Here is a 17,293-nt window from a genome sequence, read left to right as displayed (position 1 = left end):
GACTGAAGCTTCCGTGCAATTTCCACTAAACTGAAAGGCTTATTACGCCGATGAATCTTATATAACAAAATACATACCACAACGAAATCCGGGACCAAGGGCCCAGGATTCAGTGACCTAAGGGGGTACATGATGAAAACAGATATTATCGAACCATGGTTCAGCGGATTGCTCGCGATTGTCAACGACTGGCTGATGCAGGAAGTTACGGAAGGGCGGATGAGCGACGAGGATATGACAGGATCATTCTCCTTCACCTACGAAACCGGTGCCAAAATGGGCTTCAAGCTGCTGCCCGTCCAAGAATCCTCGGAAGAAACGGCGGAGTAAATCTCCGTCCTGGCCTTCATCCGTAGTACGGATACGACAGCAGGATTCCTTCACGCTCCGGCCATCTCAGGGAATAGCATAAGACGGATTCACCGCACTCGCGGGAGATCCGTCTTATGGCCCGTTATCTGCCGTTCCAGCCGGTCAGGCGTCGTAGAGTCCCGCCGCCGGGTTCGGGAGAAGGCCGTTCTCTGCCACCTGCCGCGTCAGCAGCACCCCAGGCCGGGAGCCTCTCCGCCGCTTCCCTTCCCTTACTAGCGGAGCGGCCCCTTGCGCACCTGCTTCTGTAGCTTCTTCCACCGGTCGCGCTCTTCCCGCTGCAGCGCCGGATCTTCCTTGCGCGCCTCGTACGCCAGCTCCTTCTGCAGCTTGAGATAGCTGCGGTAGCGGGCCTCTGCCAGCGTACCGGCGGCCAGCGCCGCCTGCACGGCACAGCCGGGCTCGCCCCCATGCCCGCAGTCGCCGAAGCGGCAGTCCGCCGCCAGCGCCTCGATGTCGCGGAATGCGAGATCCAGACCGCCCTCCGCATCCCAGAGCTGAAGCTCCCGCATGCCCGGCGTGTCGATCAGCAGACCGCCCTCCGGCAGCCTCACGAGTTCGCGGTGCGTCGTGGTATGCCTTCCGCGGTCGTCGCCTTCGCGGATGCCGCCGGTGAGCAGCACCTCCTCGCCGTACAACCGGTTGGCCAGCGTCGACTTGCCGGCCCCCGAGGAACCGAGCAGCGCCGCTGTCCGCCCCTGTCCCAGGTAGGTGCGCAGCGCCTCGACGCCCTCATCCTGCAGCGGGGATACGGCGTGGATGAAGACGCCGGGCGCCACGGCTTCCACTTCGGCGATCCGTCCTGCCACATCGCCGGACAGATCCGCCTTGCTCAGCACCACGACAGGCATGGCGCCGCTCTCATAGGCAAGCGTCAAGTACCGCTCCAGCCGCCGCAGATTGAAATCCTGGTTCAGCGCATGCACCAGGAAGACCGTATCCACATTCGCGGCGACGATTTGTTCCGCCACACCGGAACCCGCCGCTTTGCGGGAGAACTTGCTCTGCCTTGGCAGGATGCCATGAATCATGGCGCGCCCGTCCTCTCGCCTGGGCTGCAGAGCGACCCAGTCGCCTACCGCCGGATAATCGGCCCTTCCGAACGCCTGGTGCCTCATTTTGCCCGCGACTTCACCGAGCAGCTCGCCTTCTTGCGTCATCACCCTGTAGATGTGCTTATGCTCCAGCGTCACCCTGCCCGGTACATATCCGGCTTCCTGGTAAGCTTCGAAGGCGGTCTCCCAGCTTGTATTCCAGCCCCAATCGGCCAACTCATTCTTTGTCAAAGTGTCTCCGTGCCTCCACAATCGGTCTTGAGCGCAGGATGATCCCACACTTCTACTTCCCATTGTATGGGAACCGCGGCATCAAGTGTTATGGAGAGTATCCTTATACTTAAACTGCCCTGAAGCTTGCTCTCTATGCCATGGGTCTATGCCACGGGTCTATGCCATGGGTCTATGCCACAGGTCTATGCCATGGTTCTATGCCATGGGGCCAGCCCCGCAGGAGCAGCCCTGCGAATTACATGCTCTGTCCAGTCCAAGATAAACGCGCATCGTCCTTTAAAGGACGATGCGCGTTTATAAGGAATACAAGATTACAGGATCGAGCTCTGGCGAGATATACATTCTAGTATTCAAAAAGACAGCCCGGCATCGAATGACCGATGCCGTGGCTGTCTCCCCGGGATGATAAGGTATGCGGAGCGCTTCGCGGCGCTTTAGACCTGGACCAGCCGCTGCGCAGCATAGTCTGGGTTCAGTGCGTGCTTGACATAGAGCTGCGCACTCTGCTCAATCTCCTCTTCGCTGCGCTGGTGAAGGCCGCCGAAGAAGAAGATCGGCAGGTATGTCGTGCCAATCATGTTGCTGGTAGCCTGGAACGGCCGAAGCAGCTCCCCTACCGAATACTGGTTCCTCCCCCCCGGCTCGTAATCGTCCCGGGCTCCTCCGGCGGAGATCGCGATGAGCAGCTCCTTGCCCCGCAGCTTCGTCCCTGTACTGCCGAAAGCCCACCCGTAGGTCAACACGTCATCCAGATACTTCTTCAGCAGAGCCGGAGAGCTGTACCAGTAGAAAGGGAACTGCAGCACGATCCGGTCATGGGCTTCCAGAAGCGCCTGCTCCTTCGCTACGTCGATCTGCCAATCGGGGTACGCCTCGTACAGCTTGTGAACGGTGACGCCCTCCTGAGCTCCGATCGCCTCCGCCCAGCGGCGGTTCACCTGGGACTCCGCAAGGTTCGGGTGGACAACAAGCACTAACGTTTTCATGATTTCATCTCTCCCTATCATTTGGTTGTACATACAAATATATAATGAAGAGCATGCCGGGTACAGCAAGCGGCTTCTCTTAATCCCTCGCCCATCAGCACCCATTATCTGATCTTCGCCGCCGCCTCGTTCGTCAACCGGGCCAACTCCCGGCATGTGTCCTCACCGAGCGACTCCGAATATCGCGGGAGAAGGCCCGCCCATGCGGCATCGAGCGACTCCTGCAGTCCAAGACTCTTCTCCGTAGGCTGAACGCAGATCCGCTTCCCCTCGCCCCTTCGGGAGAGCAGCCCCTTCGACTCCAGCTTGTCGAGGAAGCGGGTGATCGTGGAAGGCGTCACGAACAGCTTCTCGCTCAGTTCGGTCGGTGTAATCCCCGGCCTGCTGTTCACTAGCATAAGCAGGAACGCGTAGGTCGGAGAGAGACCGAGACTCGCGAATTCCTCTTCCGCGATCCGGGTGATGGTCCGGTTCAGCTTACTGACGGCAAAGTAGAGACACTTGTCAAAATTGGGTTCGGTCATGGTCGTCATTCCCTCGTTGTTGTTTGTACATACAACAATAATGGCAATGGCTTTTATTGTCAAGGGATATTTTTACAATCTATCGTTTCTCTGCATCCTTCCCTTCCCCGCTCCTTACCTGCCTCTTTTTCGCGGCGTCAATATGCCCTTCGTCCCTCTCTACCCCCTCCTCTTCCCCATTGACAAAAAAATATTTATATGGTATAATATAGAATTTTGGTGTTGAACCGAAACCTTCTGCATGGTACATATAAGGGGTAAACCCAAATCATGGAATCGTGGAAGGGGAATGGAAACCTATGATAGCAGCCGATGGAGTAGCCATGCTGGAGATTGAAGACGATGGACCCTTGGGACGAACCTCTCTTTGTCCCACGCTTCTCTGGGATGCGGAGACTGCCGTGTTGATCGATACGGGCATGCCCGGGCATATGCCGAAGCTCCGCGCCGCGATGCTGGAGGCCGGGGTGCCGCCGGAGCGGCTGACCGCCTTGATTCTGACCCATCAGGATCTCGATCATATCGGCAGCGCGCCGGAGGTGGTCCAGGCAGCCCCCGATACGCTTCGGGTATATGCCCATCCGCTCGATAAGCCTTATATCGAGGGAGAGCTCCCTCTCATCAAAACCACCCCCGCCGCCATGGCCCCGCTTCTGTCGAAGCTCAATATGCCGGAAGAGGCACGCCAGAAGCTTCTGGCATTATGCGAGAATCCGCCCGCAACCCGCGTCAACAACGCGCTGGAAGATGGACAGCTTCTCCCTTACTGCGGCGGAATCCGCGTGATCCATACACCTGGCCATACGGAAGGCCATGTCTCCCTGTATCACGAGAAGAGCCGCACCCTGATCGCTGCGGATGCCCTTGCATGTGCCGGCGGGATCCTGCGGGGCCCATTTGCGCATAACACGCTCAATATGGAAGCGGCCCTGCAGTCGCTGCACAAACTGCTGCCCTACGAGATCGAACGGGTAATCTGCTATCATGGCGGCCTGTGCACAGACGGTGCCCAGACGCAGCTTCTGGAGCTGACCGTCACTTCCGCAACCGCCGGTTCAGAGGGGATCCAAGCCTAGCCGCCTGTTAGGCCATAAGCGCAAAAGGCCTTCCTGGAGAATTCTCTCCGGGAAGGCCCTGCCTTATATACCTTGAACTTTACAGCTTGCGGCTCGTCAGCTTCGCCTGGGTGAGGAGCAGCAGGTAGTCGTAGCCGCCCGCTTTGGAGTCGGTACCGGACATGTTGAATCCGCCGAACGGGTGCACGCCGACCAAGGCTCCGGTGCACTTGCGGTTCACGTACAGGTTGCCGCAGTGCATCGTGTCGAGCGCTTCGGCAATACGCTCTTCGTCCGTGGAATAGAACGAACCCGTAAGGCCGAATTCGGTGTCGTTGTACATGGCGATCGCTTCCTGATAGTCCTTCGCTTTGCCGATGGCAAGCACAGGGCCGAAGATCTCTTCCTGCATGATTCTCGCTTTGCCCGGCACGTCCACGAACACCGTCGGCTGAATGTAGTAGCCGTTGCCTTCCGCCTTGCCGCCACCGGTAAGCAGCTTGCCCTCGCCTTTGCCGATCTCGATATATTCAAGGATCTTCTCGTAGGACGTCTTGTCGATGACCGGACCTGCAGCAAAGTTCTGCTCCGGCAGGCCAACCGCCAAGCCTCGCACGATCTTCTCCACTTTCGCCACGACTTCATCGTACACGGATTCGACGATAAAAGCCCGCGAGCCCGCCGAACACTTTTGGCCCTGGAACCCAAAAGCGGAAGCCGCGATACCTTGTGCCGCGGCGTCCAGATCCGCCGTTTCGTCGACCACGATGCCGTCCTTGCCGCCCATCTCCGCCACCACGCGCTTGATCCAGATCTGGCCCGGAGCCGTCTCGGCCGCCAGACGGTTGATGCGCAGGCCCACTTCCTTGGAGCCTGTGAAGGAGATGAAGCGCGTCTTCGGATGCGTCGTCAAGTAATCTCCCACTTCGGCGCCGCTGCCCGGAATGAAGTTGATAACGCCGGCAGGCAGGCCCACTTCTTCCATCAGGGAGACGAACTTGTGCGCGATGACCGGCGTTGTGGAAGCCGGCTTGAGCAGCACCGTGTTCCCCGATACGACAGCAGCCGTCGTCATGCCCACACAGATCGCGAGCGGGAAATTCCAGGGAGGAATGATTACGCCCACGCCAAGCGGAATGTAGGAGATGTTGTTGTCTTCGCCGGCAATCTTCGTCAGCGGCTGGGTCTCGTTCACCTGGCTCAGGCGGATAATCTCCCGCGCGTAGAACTCCATGAAGTCGATCGCTTCGGCCGTATCCACGTCCGCTTCGACGTAGTTTTTGCCCGACTCGAGGATCATCGTCGCAGAGAACTCATGCTTGCGCTCGCGCATCAGCTTCGCTGCCTTGAAGAGGTACTCCGCACGCTCTCTGGCCGGCACCTTCTTCCAGGCTTCGAACGTGCCCAGGGCAGCGTTCATCGCTTTCTCGGCGAGGGCTTGATCGGCTTTGCTCACATAACCGATGACTTCGTCCACGTTCCCCGGGTTAATCGAAGTGATCTTCGCTTCCGTGACCACTTTGTCCGCGCCGATGTGCAGCGGGTGAATCTGCCCCAGCTCGCTCTTCACCTTGGCGATGGCCGCCTCCATGGCCTTACGGTTCTCCTCCAAGGAAAAATCAGTAAACGGTTCATTGGCATAAGGAACAATCTTCGTCAGCGTGCTCATGAAATGACCCCTCTCAAGGAATGGATTTGATGTTCTGCGAATCGGATTCGCCATAGGATGGAACCCTTTATTTGAACATATTTTTAAGAACGAACCAGACATTGGCCGGCCGCTCCGCAAGCCGTCTCATGAAATAACCGAACCAGTCGATGCCGTAGGGTACATAGACCCGCACCTTATAGCCCTCGCGGACCAGCTGCTGCTGCAGCTCCTCACAGATCCCGTAGAGCATCTGGAACTCGAACTGGCTGAGTGCAATGCCCTGCTCTTTCACCAGATCCTTCGTATACTCGATGATCTTCGGATCGTGGCTGGCTACGGCCGTGTAGTTGCCGTTCATTAGATGCGCCCGGATGATCTTCTTGTAGTTCTCGTCGACATCGCTTTTCTCGGGGAACGCCACCTTCGGTGATTCCTTGTAGGCCCCTTTGACCAGCCGCAGGTTCGCCTTCAGCTCGTTCAGGTCCCGGATATCCTCTTCGGTCCGGTACAGATAGGCTTGAATCACGATGCCTACGTTGTCATACTCCCGGCGGAGCTCTCGGTATATATCGAGGGACACTTGGCAGTGGCTGTAATCTTCCATATCAATCCGCACGAAGTTGCCGTACTGCCGCGCGCGGTCCAGAATCTGTCTCATATGGGAGAAGCAGAGCTCCTTGGAGATATCGAGCCCGAGCGACGTCATCTTCAGCGACAGGTTCGACTGTACACCGGCTTCGGCGATGGCATCGAGCGTCATGAGGCACATATCCATGGAATCTTCCGCTTCCGACTCGGTGCTTATGAACTCGCCGAGGTGATCGAGCGTCACGACCCGGCCCTCCCGGTTCAGCTTACGCACGGCTTCGATCGATTGCTGTATCGTTTCACCGGCTACGAACCGGCTGGCCCCAAATCGCAGACCGTATTTTTTCGCCAATTTATTGGCGGAGCGGCTTTTACCAAGGGACTGAAACATGTTCCTCATCAACACTTCCATAAGCCAAGGCCCCCTCCGTTGAACATTGTTCAATGTTGTATAAGATCATTGTACATCAACACTCAAAAATGTACAATATACAACCAACAAAAAGCGAATTGTACATATATACCCTACACACACACTGGTTGTTCATCCATTCTATTCAACGCGAGAGCAATGGGCACATATTCCGCACAAAAAAGAAGCGCTGCGGGAAGAGAAACCCTTCCGAAAACACTCCTTTGGTACAGCGCATGAATAGAAGTGGAACCGAGGCCAGGACGCCGAGCGCGTGAACATCCGGCAGCCTGTGAGGACCGTAAATCCCCCATCACGTGCACTGTCAGCACGAGTGTCTTCTTGTCTCCGAGTGACTGAAGATGACCCCCGCCGAGAAGACGGAGGAAGAAAGGAAACGCAACGAATAAACGATTGTGTTTCATATTGAACAATATTGCGATTGCGCACATCCCCATAGTGACACTTCCCCCACCGCTGCGGCCGGCTCATTGTTTCGTTGAAGCATTCATGATAAATTTAAGAGTATCCTAAATGCGTGAGGTCACCTTATGTTCAATTCTGAACAATTACCCATACATACATCGTTCACTGCTTTCCCTTCCGCTTCTACCACCGCCGAGCTGCTGGAGCACCTGCAGCAGACAGGAGCGGCCTGTATCCAGCTCGGCGGTCAGTATTTTCTGTTCACGCCCGGTGATATTCCTCTGTTCGAAGGACGCCGTCCGCTTCCATTGGAAGATTACTTGAAGTCGGCTCCGTCCCTTGCTTCCACAGTCTGGACCCTGGGCGAGAACAAGGAAGGGCTCGATGCCCTTCTGGATGCCCCGCCCCCGGCCGAGCGGCCGATTGTGTTCCGGGATCCGCTGGGCACGCCGATCGGTTACGGCATGCTCTCCGACCTCCTCGGGTATGCCTTGAAGGGCCGCCGGCAGTTCTCCTCCTACTTCTACTCCTTGGCCGAGACGGTGGCGGATGCTGTGACCGTCGTGGACCGCAGCGGCAGGGTCATCTGCTGGAACACCCCCGCCGAAGAGGTATATGGCATTCCCAAAGCCGACATCATCGGGCGCCGCATCGGAGAACACTTCGACGCGGATTCTCTCATGATTATGAAAATCCTGGACGAAGGGCGCCGGATCCGCAGCACCTACCACCGCCCCCGCCCCGGTACCCATGTCCTTATCAACGCTTCCCCTATTGTGGATGAGGACGGACAGATTATCGGCGGGATTGCCACCGAGCAGGATATCACCAATCTCGTCCGGTTGAACGAGGAGCTGACGACGGCCAGTACCGGCCGGCTGGAGGCCTCCCCGTCCGGCCCCGATCCGTTCGCGGCCATTGCAGGCAAAGGGGAACGCGTAGGTGAGGCCATCGGGCTGGCACGTAAGGTGGCTGCAGCGGATAACCCGCTGCTGATCACAGGGGAGACGGGCGTAGGCAAAGAGCAGCTGGCCCTAACCATCCACGGCGCCGGGCGCCGGGCTGCCGCTCCCTGCCTCGCTGTCAACTGCGGGGCCGTGCCGGCCGGCCTGCTCGACACCGAGCTGTTCGGCTATCAGGGCGGCGCGTTCACAGGCAATGTGACCGGCAGCGCCGGCAAGATCGAACTCGCAGATGGGGGCACTCTGTTCATTGATGAGATCGACAAGCTCCCGCTGGATACACAGGCGAAGCTCTACCATTATATGCAGAACCATGTTCTCGTCCGTTCCGGCGGCCAGACGCCCATCCCGGTGCACACGCGCATCATCGCCGCTTCCGACCAAGACCTGCTCCCTCTGGTCGGGAAGGGCCAGTTCCGGGCCGACTTGTATTACGCATTGAACGTCATTACCATTGAGCTGCCTCCCCTCCGGGAACGGAAGGAAGACATCCCGGGGATCATCCAGCTCTACCTGCGCGAGTATGCCCTCCAGTACCAGAAGCCCCTCCCGCAGATCGCACCGGAGGCGATGCTGGCGTTCATGAACTACGATTGGCCCGGCAATATCCGCGAGCTGAAGAACATCATCGAACGGTGCGTGATCTTGAGCGAGGATGATCTCATTACCCACGAGCATCTGCCGAAGCCGATTCAAGACGAGCAGCCCCTTGACGCCGCCTTCTTCGAAGGCACGACGGTCCGCCGCGAGAAGACACTGCGCAGCAGCATCTCCGAGAACGAGGAGCTGCATCTCATACGCGAAGCTTTGGCGAAGACGCTCGGCAACAAGAGCGCCGCCGCCAAACTGCTCGGCGTCTCCCGCGGCACCCTGTACAACAAATTGAAGGAATACCAGCTGGATTAGTACCGGGAGATGGCTAAGCGGAGTTCCACGCGCGGACGGCCCCCGGCTGATTCCACAACAAAAAACCGGCATTGGAGGCGTTCTCCGATGCCGGTTTTTGTTGTGTATCCACGCTATAGGAGTTGCTGAGCTTTCGTGAGAGTAGACGAGTATGAGGATCCTATCCCCATCCCCGAGAGGCTGCGAGCAGGGAGCCTCACCTAATGGACAGCTCCTGCGGGGCATTCGCGGGCTTCCCGCTTCTTGAGCTCCAGGCAGTGGCGGATCACCGCTTCGCTGACCTTCTTGCGCTGCAGCTCTCCTGGGATCCAGAAGAACCGCTGGTCCTGCGCCAATTCCAGGAGGGACTTCATGGCAGCTTCCGCGGCAGACTCCTGTGTCCGCAGAAGATGATAAGCAATTCGATAGGCCAATGGTTCATGCGACTTGAGCAGCGCGGCTTTGAATTGAAGGCTGAGCGCCATTCGCGTTTCCCCTTCTCTCTATCCTGCTGAACGGCAGGTTTCTTGGTGACCCCATGCCAAGAAGGCGAATTGGGGCAGGTTCCTGTGCCGATTAGTGTAGATTACCACGAACCTTACGGGGAAACTATCGAATTTTGTAAGCGCATTGTCGAAATACCTAAAATCTCCTTTAGATTACAGGAGATTCCTCGGTATGACAGCCCTACGCCTACTTCAGCACATATTCCGCCAGGACCGCCTGCAGCGCATAGATGTTCAAGCTTTTGTTGAACTGCTTGCGTACCGGCTCCGCCGTACCCGATACCCAGATCTTCAGCTCCGCGTCGAGATCGAACGTGCCGGCCGTCTCGATACTGAAGCGCGTAATGCTGCGGTAGGGCACCGACAAATACTCCATCTTCCGTCCGGTTACCCCCTGCTTATCGATAAGAATCAGCCGCTTGTTCGCGAAGAGGAACAGGTCCCGGATGAGCTTATACGCTTTCTCTACCCGCTCCTCCCGGGTCAGCAGCGACCCGAACTCCTTCTGCGCTTCCCCGGCCGTGATCTCGGACGCATTGCCCATCAACCCGTCGAACAATCCCATACCGCCCCCGCCTTTCGCTTGGCTTGCTTAGGATGATTATACTGCGAATTAATGTACAGGAATGAAGCGACTTTAACGAAAGACCCTTACGGTTCTCTGGCATGCGCCGCTTATTTGAAATACTTGCCCTCCAGCTTGCGGCCCATCAGCCACATGAGCGCGAACACGCCGAGCACCAGGGCGATTTTCCACGGCTGCCGGAGCAGTCCCCCGATATCATGGCCCGCAAAGGATACGAGGAAGATCATGACCCCTTTGCCCAGGGCTGTCGCTACAGCGAACGTATGAAAGGGGATTCGGGAGATGCCTGCTACAATATTGACGAGCGACGAAGGCGTGAAAGGGAAGCAGGCCAGCACGAACACCGGCGTAAAGCCATGGGTCTCCAGCCAGTGAATAAGCCGCTGGGAGCGCGGGTGTTTGCGTTCGATCCAGCCTCGGATTCGCCCGCCGAACCTTCTTACAATAGCGAATACGCTGACTGAGCCCAGCACCACGCCAATCCAGGAGAGCAGGAAGCCCTCGGCCAGCCCGTAAGCATTCACGTTAGCGACCAGGATCGCCACCAGCGGGAGCACCGGGATATACGATTCCACCATCGGCGCCACAATGCCGGGTACCGGGCCAAGCGCTTCATACTGCTTCAGCCAATTCTCTATCTGATGCCAGTTCATGCGGGATAACGTTTCGTTCCAACTCATACGTCCGGATCACCCTCGGGGTTATAGTACTTCAACTATACCCGACCGGTACGGGAAACCGCAAATTCTCCGCTCTCCCGCTGTAGCTCGTACGCGAAAATTTGATTCACAACCGTTCCTTCCCTGAGCTTCTGCCTCGTCCCCCTGTACAATAAGGAAACCAGCCCATGAAGCCAAAGGAGAAACATCCGATGACCCTGCAGATCACCCCCGTTCGAGAGGACGACATGCCCTTTCTATGGGATATGCTCTACGCTATGATTCACATCCCGGAAAATAAACCGCCCCAAGAGGTGCTGCTGGCCGAACCCGGCATCCGCAGCTGCCTGGAAGGCTGGGGCCGCCCGGGAGACAGCGGATGGATCGTCCGCACCGCCGAAGGCCGCCCGGTCGGCACCGCCTGGTACCGGCTCCATACCGCAGCGCAGCCCGGCTACGGCTTCGTCGACGAGCAGACGCCGGAGCTCAGCGTCGGGGTTCTGCCGGGCCTGGAGGGGCAGGGCATCGGCAGCCTGCTGCTCCGCCACCTGATCGCGGAGGCGGCCAAGGCCGGCTATCCCGCGCTCTCGCTCAGCGTAGCCCCAGGCAATGCCGCACTGCGGCTCTACGAGCGCCTCGGCTTCGAGCGGTGCGGCGAGTCCGGCACGTCCTGGACGATGCGGCTGAAGCTGTAGCCCGATCGGCACGGCGTGAAGGAGCTGCAGCTCCTTCCTTGCTCCCCTTTTCCATTGCCCAAAAGCCAAAAGGCACCCTCGAAGGGTGCCTTTTGGTCTCCTGCTCCTGGCTTAGCGCAGGTTCTGGGTAGTGGTTGTCGTGTTATACGCCGCATCGTACGTATCCGCGTTCAGCGAATTGTTCGAGCGGAACGTTGTGTACACATCATCGTTCAGGTCGGGACGGGAATCCACAAGCACGAGGATATTCCCTTCTTTCACATAGTTGTTGTAGGTGTTCGCCTCATCTTCCGGAATCCCCATACCGATCAGGCCGCCTACGACTCCGCCTGCACCCGCGCCTACTGCAGCACCTGTCAGCGCAGCGGCGATCGGACCAGCCGCGATAATCGGGCCTACGCCCGGAATCGCCAGCGCACCGATGCCCGCGAGCAGACCGGCAATCCCGCCGAGAGCTCCGCCTGTCGCAGCCCCCGTCGCCGCACCTTCCGGCGCCTTGGTTCCCGTCGACTCGGAGACCGCAGTCACATCTTCTTTATCTCTTGCAATAACCGAAATGTCGTTCGAGCTGTACCCTTGACGCTTTAACCCCTCGATCGCTGCAATCGCTTCTTGTTCGGAACGAAATACGCCTACCAGTTTTTTTGCACTCATGGTGATTCCCTCCTTGGAATAGCTGAACCCGGTGTCCGGGCCGCTTTTACATGTGGAGCTTGTCTGCCAGAAGTCCAGGCGATATTCGCCAGGCTCCGGTGCAAGCACTGCTGCTTCGTGCCGTTGCATAACAGTATTAACCCGTCTGCGGACAGGCGAAACGGACAGGCACCACCGGCTTTGCGGCAAGCGGCAGCGGATATGATATAATGGGAGTCTGCACCAACTAACCTAACGAACCGGCGGAGGAATCCATGCTGACTTTTGAACAAAAGCTCGCGGTGATCGAGAGCTTCCCAGAACTGAAACGCAAAGACGTGTCCCTCGGGCGCATCAACTTCCACTACGACGAGAGCGCCCACGAGAAGAAGGTCGTCGTCTACCACCTGCATCCGAACGGCAACGGATTCGTCTACGCGGGCGCGATGGACGGCCACGAGACCGACGATCGCGGACTGGTCAATATCCGGGATTACGAGGAAGAGGCGCTGCGCGGGCTGATCAAGGCCTCCATCCAATCCCTTGCACCCAAATCCGCTGCCGAACAAGCCGTGGGAGCCAGCTCCCGGGACGAACGCTGGATGAATGCCGAAGGCCAGACTCTCTCGCTCGTGTATGAAGACGAGCTGTGGTACGTCTATGCCGGACTAAACCTTGAATCCGCCTACGAGACCTACGAAGAAGCAGCGGAGTATCTCAAGGAAGAAGGCTTCTCGAGACGCTGACCGTCCAGGACGGAAGGCTGGGCGCTCCGCGGAGAGCGGCGGGATCAGCACCGTCTACCCACACCAAAAAGCACGGAGCTGAGGGCTCCGTGCTTTTTGGTGCCATGCCGTGCATGCACTGTGCGCAGACTACTGCCCTTGCCGGGGCGTGGAAATCTGCCACTGGACCCCGTAAGGATCCTTGAGCCGGCCGAAGAGCGCGCCCCAGAACATCGGCGCGAGGGGCATCAGCACCTCCCCGCCGGCCGACAAGCCTTCGAAAGCGCTGCGCGCCTCCTCCTCTGACACGAATTCGAGATTGAGGTCCAGCCCGCTGCCCCTCTCCACCGTGCCCGTTACGCTATCGGCCAGGTAGAACAACAGCCCGGCCGCCTGAAGTTCCAGATGCATGACCTTGTCTCTGGTCTCTTCGGTACCGAATCCTCCTTCTCCGTAGGTTCTCACGCTCTTCACTTCCCCCTGAAGGGCACCGGCATAGAATGCCGCTTGTTCCCGGACATCCCCTCCGTACAAATAAGGCCGCAGTACCGCCATCTTCTCTACTCCTCCCTACTTGTCCTTGTTCCGTTCATCCTTGCTCATCGTTCCCGGGATTCGCCTTCGCTATCCCCATCCTTTCTCATTGAAGGAAAATCCTGACGTAACGGAAGGCCCGGCCGCCTCAAGAACCTGCCTCCTTACGAATGGTTTGGGACCGTAAGCCCCTTAGATCATGCCCGTTGTTCATCGCGGGAGTCGAACCCGCTTCCCCTATAGGATACAATAGGAGCTGGCACTCCGCCTCGCTGCGGAGCTCCATGGCCCGGGGCACGGGCCGACACTCAGTTCAATACCATTTACGGAGGCTCTGCCATGCTGCGAACCAAGTGGGCGCTTGCCCGAAGATATCTTCCGTTTCTCCGCCCGCACCTGCCCTTCATCGGAGCCATCGTCGGGATCGGCATCCTGCAGCTCGGCGTGTCGCTCGTCACTCCGTGGATGAGCAAAGTCATCATCGACCATATCCTGATCCGCCGCGACGGCACCTGGACGCTCGGGCAGGCCATGGCCCTCCTCGGCGCGTCCTTCGCCCTCGGCATCGGCTTGCAGTTCCTGCGCGGGCTCGCCACAGCCGGCCTCTGGGTCCGGATGGTCCGCGATCTGAGAGGCCGGCTGTACCGGCATCTGCAGACGCTCTCTCCGGGGTACTACGACAACCGCCAGGCCGGAGCCGTCGCCTCCCGCCTCACCTCCGACGTCGAAGGCGCCCAGCAGCTCATCAGCGGAGGAGCGCTGCAGCTCATCGTCGATGCCCTGATCGTGCTCATGGCCGGCATCATGGTGCTCTACCTGCATTGGAAGCTGGCGCTGCTCTGCCTCGCCATTCTGCCGCTGTACTACCTGACGTTCCGCCGGTTCAACGGCACCATCCGCACCGCTTGGCGGCAGGTCCACGCCAAGATGGAGAAGCTGTCCGGCGACGCCGTCGAGCGCTTATCCGGCGTGCGGATCGTGCAGGCCTTCGGCCGCGAAGAGACCGAGCGGCAGCGCTTCGAGGAGCAGTCGGCCGCCCACGTGGAGCAGGCGCGCCGCGCCTTCCTGCTCTCGAACCTCTTCGGCCGGATGAACCAGGCCTACAGCGATGCCGGCAAGTGGCTCATCTGGTTCGCCGGGGCCCTGTTCGTCCTGCGCGGCGAGCTGACGCTCGGCAGCCTGATCGCCTTCCAGGCCTACCTTGGCCAGCTGTACGGGCCGATCTACCGGTTCTCGGAGCTCAACGTCACGATCCAGAATGCGCTCGCTCACGTGGAGCGCATCTTCGAAGTGCTCGACACGGAGCCCGACATCCGCAGCAAGCCCGGGGCCCGGCCGATGACCGCCTGCCAAGGGGACATCCGCTTCGAGGAGGTCTCCTTCGGCTACCCTGCGGCGGAGAGCGGTGAACCCGGCCGTGAGGTGCTCCGCAGCATCTCCTTCCATGCCCGGCCGGGTGAAGTGGTCGCGCTCGTCGGTCCCAGCGGGGCGGGCAAATCTACGCTCGTCCAGCTGCTGCCCCGCTTCTATGATCCCCGGGACGGCCGCGTTCTGATCGATGGGGGCGACCTGAGGGACTACCGGCTGGAGGAGGCCCGGGGGCATATGGCCGTCGTCCTGCAGGACAATATCCTGTTCTCGGGAACGGTGTACGAGAACATCGCCTACGGCCGTCCGGAGGCGTCCCCCGAGGAAGTGCAAGCCGCCGCGGCCGCCGCGAATGCCCACGGGTTCATCTCCGCCTGGGAGGAAGGCTACGGGACCCTCGTCGGCGAGCGGGGCCTGCGGCTCTCCGGCGGCCAGAAGCAGCGGATCGCGATCGCCCGCGCCCTGCTCAAGAATCCGAGGATTCTCATCCTCGACGAAGCCACCTCGGCCCTCGACGCCGAGTCGGAAGCGCTGGTCACCGGCGCGCTCGATACGCTGATGAAGGGGCGGACCACCCTGATTATCGCCCACCGGCTGGCGACGGTGGTCCGGGCGGACCAGATCCTCGTCATGGACGAGGGCAGGATCGTAGACCGCGGAACCCATGGCGAGCTGCTGCAGCGTTCCGGCTTATACCGGGAGCTGTACGAGAAGCAGCTTCAGGCCATGAAAGCGGAGGCCTTCGGCGCACTGTCCGGCTGAGTCTCCTCCGCTTTCGCCGCTTGCTTGCGAACGAATAGCCGTACCCCTAAGCCGGGTACGGCGGTTTGGCGTTCCTTCAGGCGCCAGGTGCGCCGGCGCGAAACCCGTAACGCCAAGAAAGCCCTTCCTCAGCCGGGGGTAACCCTGCGGCGAAGAGCCTCTTGGATGCGCAGTATGCGCCGTACCAGCGCTGGAATCCAGCGCATGTTCATAACCATGGCGCCCCAGCAGCGCCAGACGCCCCGGTCCGGGCGCCGCAGCGAAGAACCGCGCCGGATGGCTGTCAGGCGGCCGAGCAGCGCGCTCCCGGGCACCGGCGCATCGAAGCGCACATTCGCATCGCCCCGGCAAAGCAGAGAGCCGTCGGCCGTCCGGCCGTAGTAGCGGTGGCCGATGAGCTCGCCGCCGGCCCCGCGGAACAGCACGATCTCCCCCGGACGCAGGTCCTCCGGCCGGAGGGGGCTGAATGTGCAGCGGCTGCCCCCGCGGATCAGCGGGAACATGCTGTCCCCCCGGGAAGGCAGTTCGATGTCACGGCCGGCCTCGGCCAGACGTCCGAGCATCGACAGGACCGACGGGTCAGCCTGCCGCATATTCGATCAGGCCGGCAGTGAGCAGGCTATCCACGAAGCGCTCGACATCGCGGCGCACATCCGCCCCCCCGGAATCGTACTCCGCTTCGATCCGTTCCACGACCGTCGCCAGCGGCGCTCCCTGTCCGATCAGGGTCCAGATGCGCCCCCCCATCGGGTTCAGCTTCGTGACGCGGAGCGAGGCGCTGTCCATGATAAGGAATTCGCCGTCCATCTCCATTCCCTCGAGGTGGGGAGCGCTTTTATACGTACTCTGCAGCAGGCTGCTCATCGGATATCTCCTCCCAGAACTTATCGTTTTTCTGAAAATACAGCTCGTAGAACGGCACCTTCTCCGCGAAAGTCCGGCACATGGAGATCACCTTGGCCGTCTCCTGCGGATCGAAATGCCAGTAGAAAATGGTCCGCATCAGATACAGCATCGCCTCGGAGGAGCGGATCGGCTCCCGCTTGATCTCGAGCGACTGGCGGAGCAGGTGGTAGCCCTTCAGCTCACAGCTCATGCCGCGCTCGTCGGCATCCCAGACCGAATCGCTGCGGAACGGGGAGTTGTACACCCGGATTCCATCCGGAGCGACGCGGATCAAGGCCGCTTCGTCCGATAACACGGGGCGGGGGCGGGACAGCAGGGCGGCTGTGGATTTGCCGGCGCCGGACTGTCCTGCGAAGAGATACGCGGAGGATCCCTGCGCGATGCACGAGGCATGGGTCATGAGCCCCCATCCGCGGTAGGCGATGAATCCGCTGTAGAGCAGCATCAGCGCGTGATTCAAGGCAAAGTCGTCGTAGACCGCCACCTCCGCGCGGCGGAAGTCACGGCTTACCGTGAGCAGATAATCGCCGCGGTCGTAGCGGATCGAGGTCTCATCCCGGGCGATCTCCACGTCATACCCCCGGAACGGCTGCCCATAAGGGGCGCTTACCGTAACATGCAGGTCGGGCTGCTCCGTCTTGGAGGATAACGGGGGGATGACGGAGGCGGAGAATTTGGGAACCGCCCAATCCAGCAGCGGGCCGGAAGGCAGCTCCATCACGAGCTGATGCTCGGCAATCGTAATATAGAGGGTCTGCATAGGCATACGGGT

General features: G+C 59.7%; 19 protein-coding genes. 6 read left to right on the top strand and 13 right to left on the bottom strand.

Annotation, left to right across the window (positions count from 1 at the left end):
- The first annotated feature begins 132 nt into the window (after positions 1-132).
- Positions 133-330, top strand: coding sequence for a hypothetical protein (locus O9H32_RS22020; protein WP_269868280.1), 198 nt, complete (start codon positions 133-135; stop codon positions 328-330).
- Between the two features lie 254 nt (positions 331-584).
- On the opposite strand, the gene rsgA is transcribed toward O9H32_RS22020, so the two are convergent.
- The 3 genes from rsgA to O9H32_RS22005 form a co-directional block, all read right to left on the bottom strand.
- Positions 585-1,655 carry a ribosome small subunit-dependent GTPase A gene (gene rsgA / locus O9H32_RS22015; protein ID WP_269868279.1) on the bottom strand — a complete coding sequence of 357 codons (1,071 nt, stop codon included), beginning with the start codon at positions 1,653-1,655 and terminating at the stop codon, positions 585-587.
- A 437-nt stretch (positions 1,656-2,092) separates the two neighbouring features.
- A complete protein-coding gene (locus O9H32_RS22010) occupies positions 2,093-2,644 on the bottom strand; it encodes an NAD(P)H-dependent oxidoreductase (RefSeq protein ID WP_269868278.1) in 552 nt (183 codons plus the stop codon).
- A 104-nt stretch (positions 2,645-2,748) separates the two neighbouring features.
- Positions 2,749-3,231, bottom strand: a complete 483-nt coding sequence (locus tag O9H32_RS22005) for a MarR family winged helix-turn-helix transcriptional regulator (protein WP_269868277.1) — start codon at positions 3,229-3,231, stop codon at positions 2,749-2,751.
- A 236-nt stretch (positions 3,232-3,467) separates the two neighbouring features.
- Between O9H32_RS22005 and O9H32_RS22000 the strand changes: the two genes are divergently transcribed.
- Complete coding sequence (locus O9H32_RS22000; protein ID WP_269868276.1) at positions 3,468-4,244, top strand: MBL fold metallo-hydrolase; 777 nt, start codon at positions 3,468-3,470, stop codon at positions 4,242-4,244.
- A gap of 79 nt (positions 4,245-4,323) precedes the next feature.
- On the opposite strand, the gene pruA is transcribed toward O9H32_RS22000, so the two are convergent.
- The gene (gene pruA, locus O9H32_RS21995; RefSeq protein WP_269868275.1) at positions 4,324-5,892 is read right to left on the bottom strand and encodes an L-glutamate gamma-semialdehyde dehydrogenase; all 1,569 of its coding nucleotides are present in this window, start codon (positions 5,890-5,892) and stop codon (positions 4,324-4,326) included.
- Positions 5,893-5,959: 67 nt separating this feature from the next.
- Positions 5,960-6,874, bottom strand: coding sequence for a proline dehydrogenase (locus O9H32_RS21990; RefSeq protein WP_269868274.1), 915 nt, complete (start codon positions 6,872-6,874; stop codon positions 5,960-5,962).
- 551 nt (positions 6,875-7,425) lie between these two features.
- Here O9H32_RS21990 and O9H32_RS21985 point away from each other — a divergent pair.
- Positions 7,426-9,168, top strand: coding sequence for a sigma-54 interaction domain-containing protein (locus O9H32_RS21985; protein ID WP_269868273.1), 1,743 nt, complete (start codon positions 7,426-7,428; stop codon positions 9,166-9,168).
- A 200-nt stretch (positions 9,169-9,368) separates the two neighbouring features.
- On the opposite strand, the gene O9H32_RS21980 is transcribed toward O9H32_RS21985, so the two are convergent.
- The 3 genes from O9H32_RS21980 to O9H32_RS21970 all read right to left on the bottom strand — a co-directional run bounded on the left by O9H32_RS21980 (position 9,369) and on the right by O9H32_RS21970 (position 10,919).
- The gene (locus O9H32_RS21980; RefSeq protein ID WP_269868272.1) at positions 9,369-9,632 is read right to left on the bottom strand and encodes a hypothetical protein; all 264 of its coding nucleotides are present in this window, start codon (positions 9,630-9,632) and stop codon (positions 9,369-9,371) included.
- A 208-nt stretch (positions 9,633-9,840) separates the two neighbouring features.
- On the bottom strand, positions 9,841-10,218 hold the full coding sequence (locus tag O9H32_RS21975; protein WP_269868271.1) for a PH domain-containing protein: 378 nt from the start codon (positions 10,216-10,218) through the stop codon (positions 9,841-9,843).
- Positions 10,219-10,328: 110 nt separating this feature from the next.
- A complete protein-coding gene (locus tag O9H32_RS21970; protein ID WP_269868270.1) occupies positions 10,329-10,919 on the bottom strand; it encodes a TVP38/TMEM64 family protein in 591 nt (196 codons plus the stop codon).
- A gap of 167 nt (positions 10,920-11,086) precedes the next feature.
- On the opposite strand from O9H32_RS21970, the gene O9H32_RS21965 reads away from it, so the two are divergent.
- Positions 11,087-11,593, top strand: a complete 507-nt coding sequence (locus O9H32_RS21965) for a GNAT family N-acetyltransferase (RefSeq protein WP_269868269.1) — start codon at positions 11,087-11,089, stop codon at positions 11,591-11,593.
- Between the two features lie 111 nt (positions 11,594-11,704).
- Here the strand turns inward: O9H32_RS21965 and O9H32_RS21960 are convergent, their stop codons facing one another.
- The gene (locus tag O9H32_RS21960; protein WP_269868268.1) at positions 11,705-12,247 is read right to left on the bottom strand and encodes a general stress protein; all 543 of its coding nucleotides are present in this window, start codon (positions 12,245-12,247) and stop codon (positions 11,705-11,707) included.
- A 254-nt stretch (positions 12,248-12,501) separates the two neighbouring features.
- Between O9H32_RS21960 and O9H32_RS21955 the strand changes: the two genes are divergently transcribed.
- On the top strand, positions 12,502-12,972 hold the full coding sequence (locus O9H32_RS21955) for a hypothetical protein (RefSeq protein WP_269868267.1): 471 nt from the start codon (positions 12,502-12,504) through the stop codon (positions 12,970-12,972).
- A gap of 129 nt (positions 12,973-13,101) precedes the next feature.
- On the opposite strand, the gene O9H32_RS21950 is transcribed toward O9H32_RS21955, so the two are convergent.
- Positions 13,102-13,506: a VOC family protein gene (locus tag O9H32_RS21950; RefSeq protein ID WP_269868266.1), complete on the bottom strand. Its 405-nt coding sequence runs from the start codon at positions 13,504-13,506 to the stop codon at positions 13,102-13,104.
- Between the two features lie 318 nt (positions 13,507-13,824).
- Here O9H32_RS21950 and O9H32_RS21945 point away from each other — a divergent pair, with 318 nt between their 5' ends.
- Entirely contained in the window at positions 13,825-15,615 is a 1,791-nt protein-coding gene (locus O9H32_RS21945) for an ABC transporter ATP-binding protein (RefSeq protein ID WP_269868265.1), read from the top strand.
- A 128-nt stretch (positions 15,616-15,743) separates the two neighbouring features.
- Here the strand turns inward: O9H32_RS21945 and O9H32_RS21940 are convergent, their stop codons facing one another.
- Genes O9H32_RS21940 through O9H32_RS21930 form a run of 3 tightly spaced genes read right to left on the bottom strand, consistent with a single transcriptional unit; the run spans position 15,744 to position 17,287 of the window.
- Positions 15,744-16,178: a S24/S26 family peptidase gene (locus O9H32_RS21940; RefSeq protein ID WP_269868264.1), complete on the bottom strand. Its 435-nt coding sequence runs from the start codon at positions 16,176-16,178 to the stop codon at positions 15,744-15,746.
- Positions 16,179-16,194: 16 nt separating this feature from the next.
- On the bottom strand, positions 16,195-16,479 hold the full coding sequence (locus tag O9H32_RS21935; RefSeq protein ID WP_269868263.1) for a PqqD family protein: 285 nt from the start codon (positions 16,477-16,479) through the stop codon (positions 16,195-16,197).
- Positions 16,451-17,287 (bottom strand): hypothetical protein, encoded by an 837-nt coding sequence (locus O9H32_RS21930; protein ID WP_269868262.1) that lies wholly within the window; start codon positions 17,285-17,287, stop codon positions 16,451-16,453. The genes O9H32_RS21935 and O9H32_RS21930 overlap by 29 nt, the downstream gene beginning before the upstream one ends.
- Between the last annotated feature and the right edge of the window lie 6 nt (positions 17,288-17,293).

Origin of the sequence: Paenibacillus caseinilyticus (assembly GCF_027533645.1) — a bacterium.
GTDB classification, from domain to species: domain Bacteria; phylum Bacillota; class Bacilli; order Paenibacillales; family NBRC-103111; genus Paenibacillus_G; species Paenibacillus_G caseinilyticus.
The sequence above is the reverse complement of the archived record's forward strand: the minus strand, read 5'-3'. Positions and strand labels throughout refer to the sequence as shown.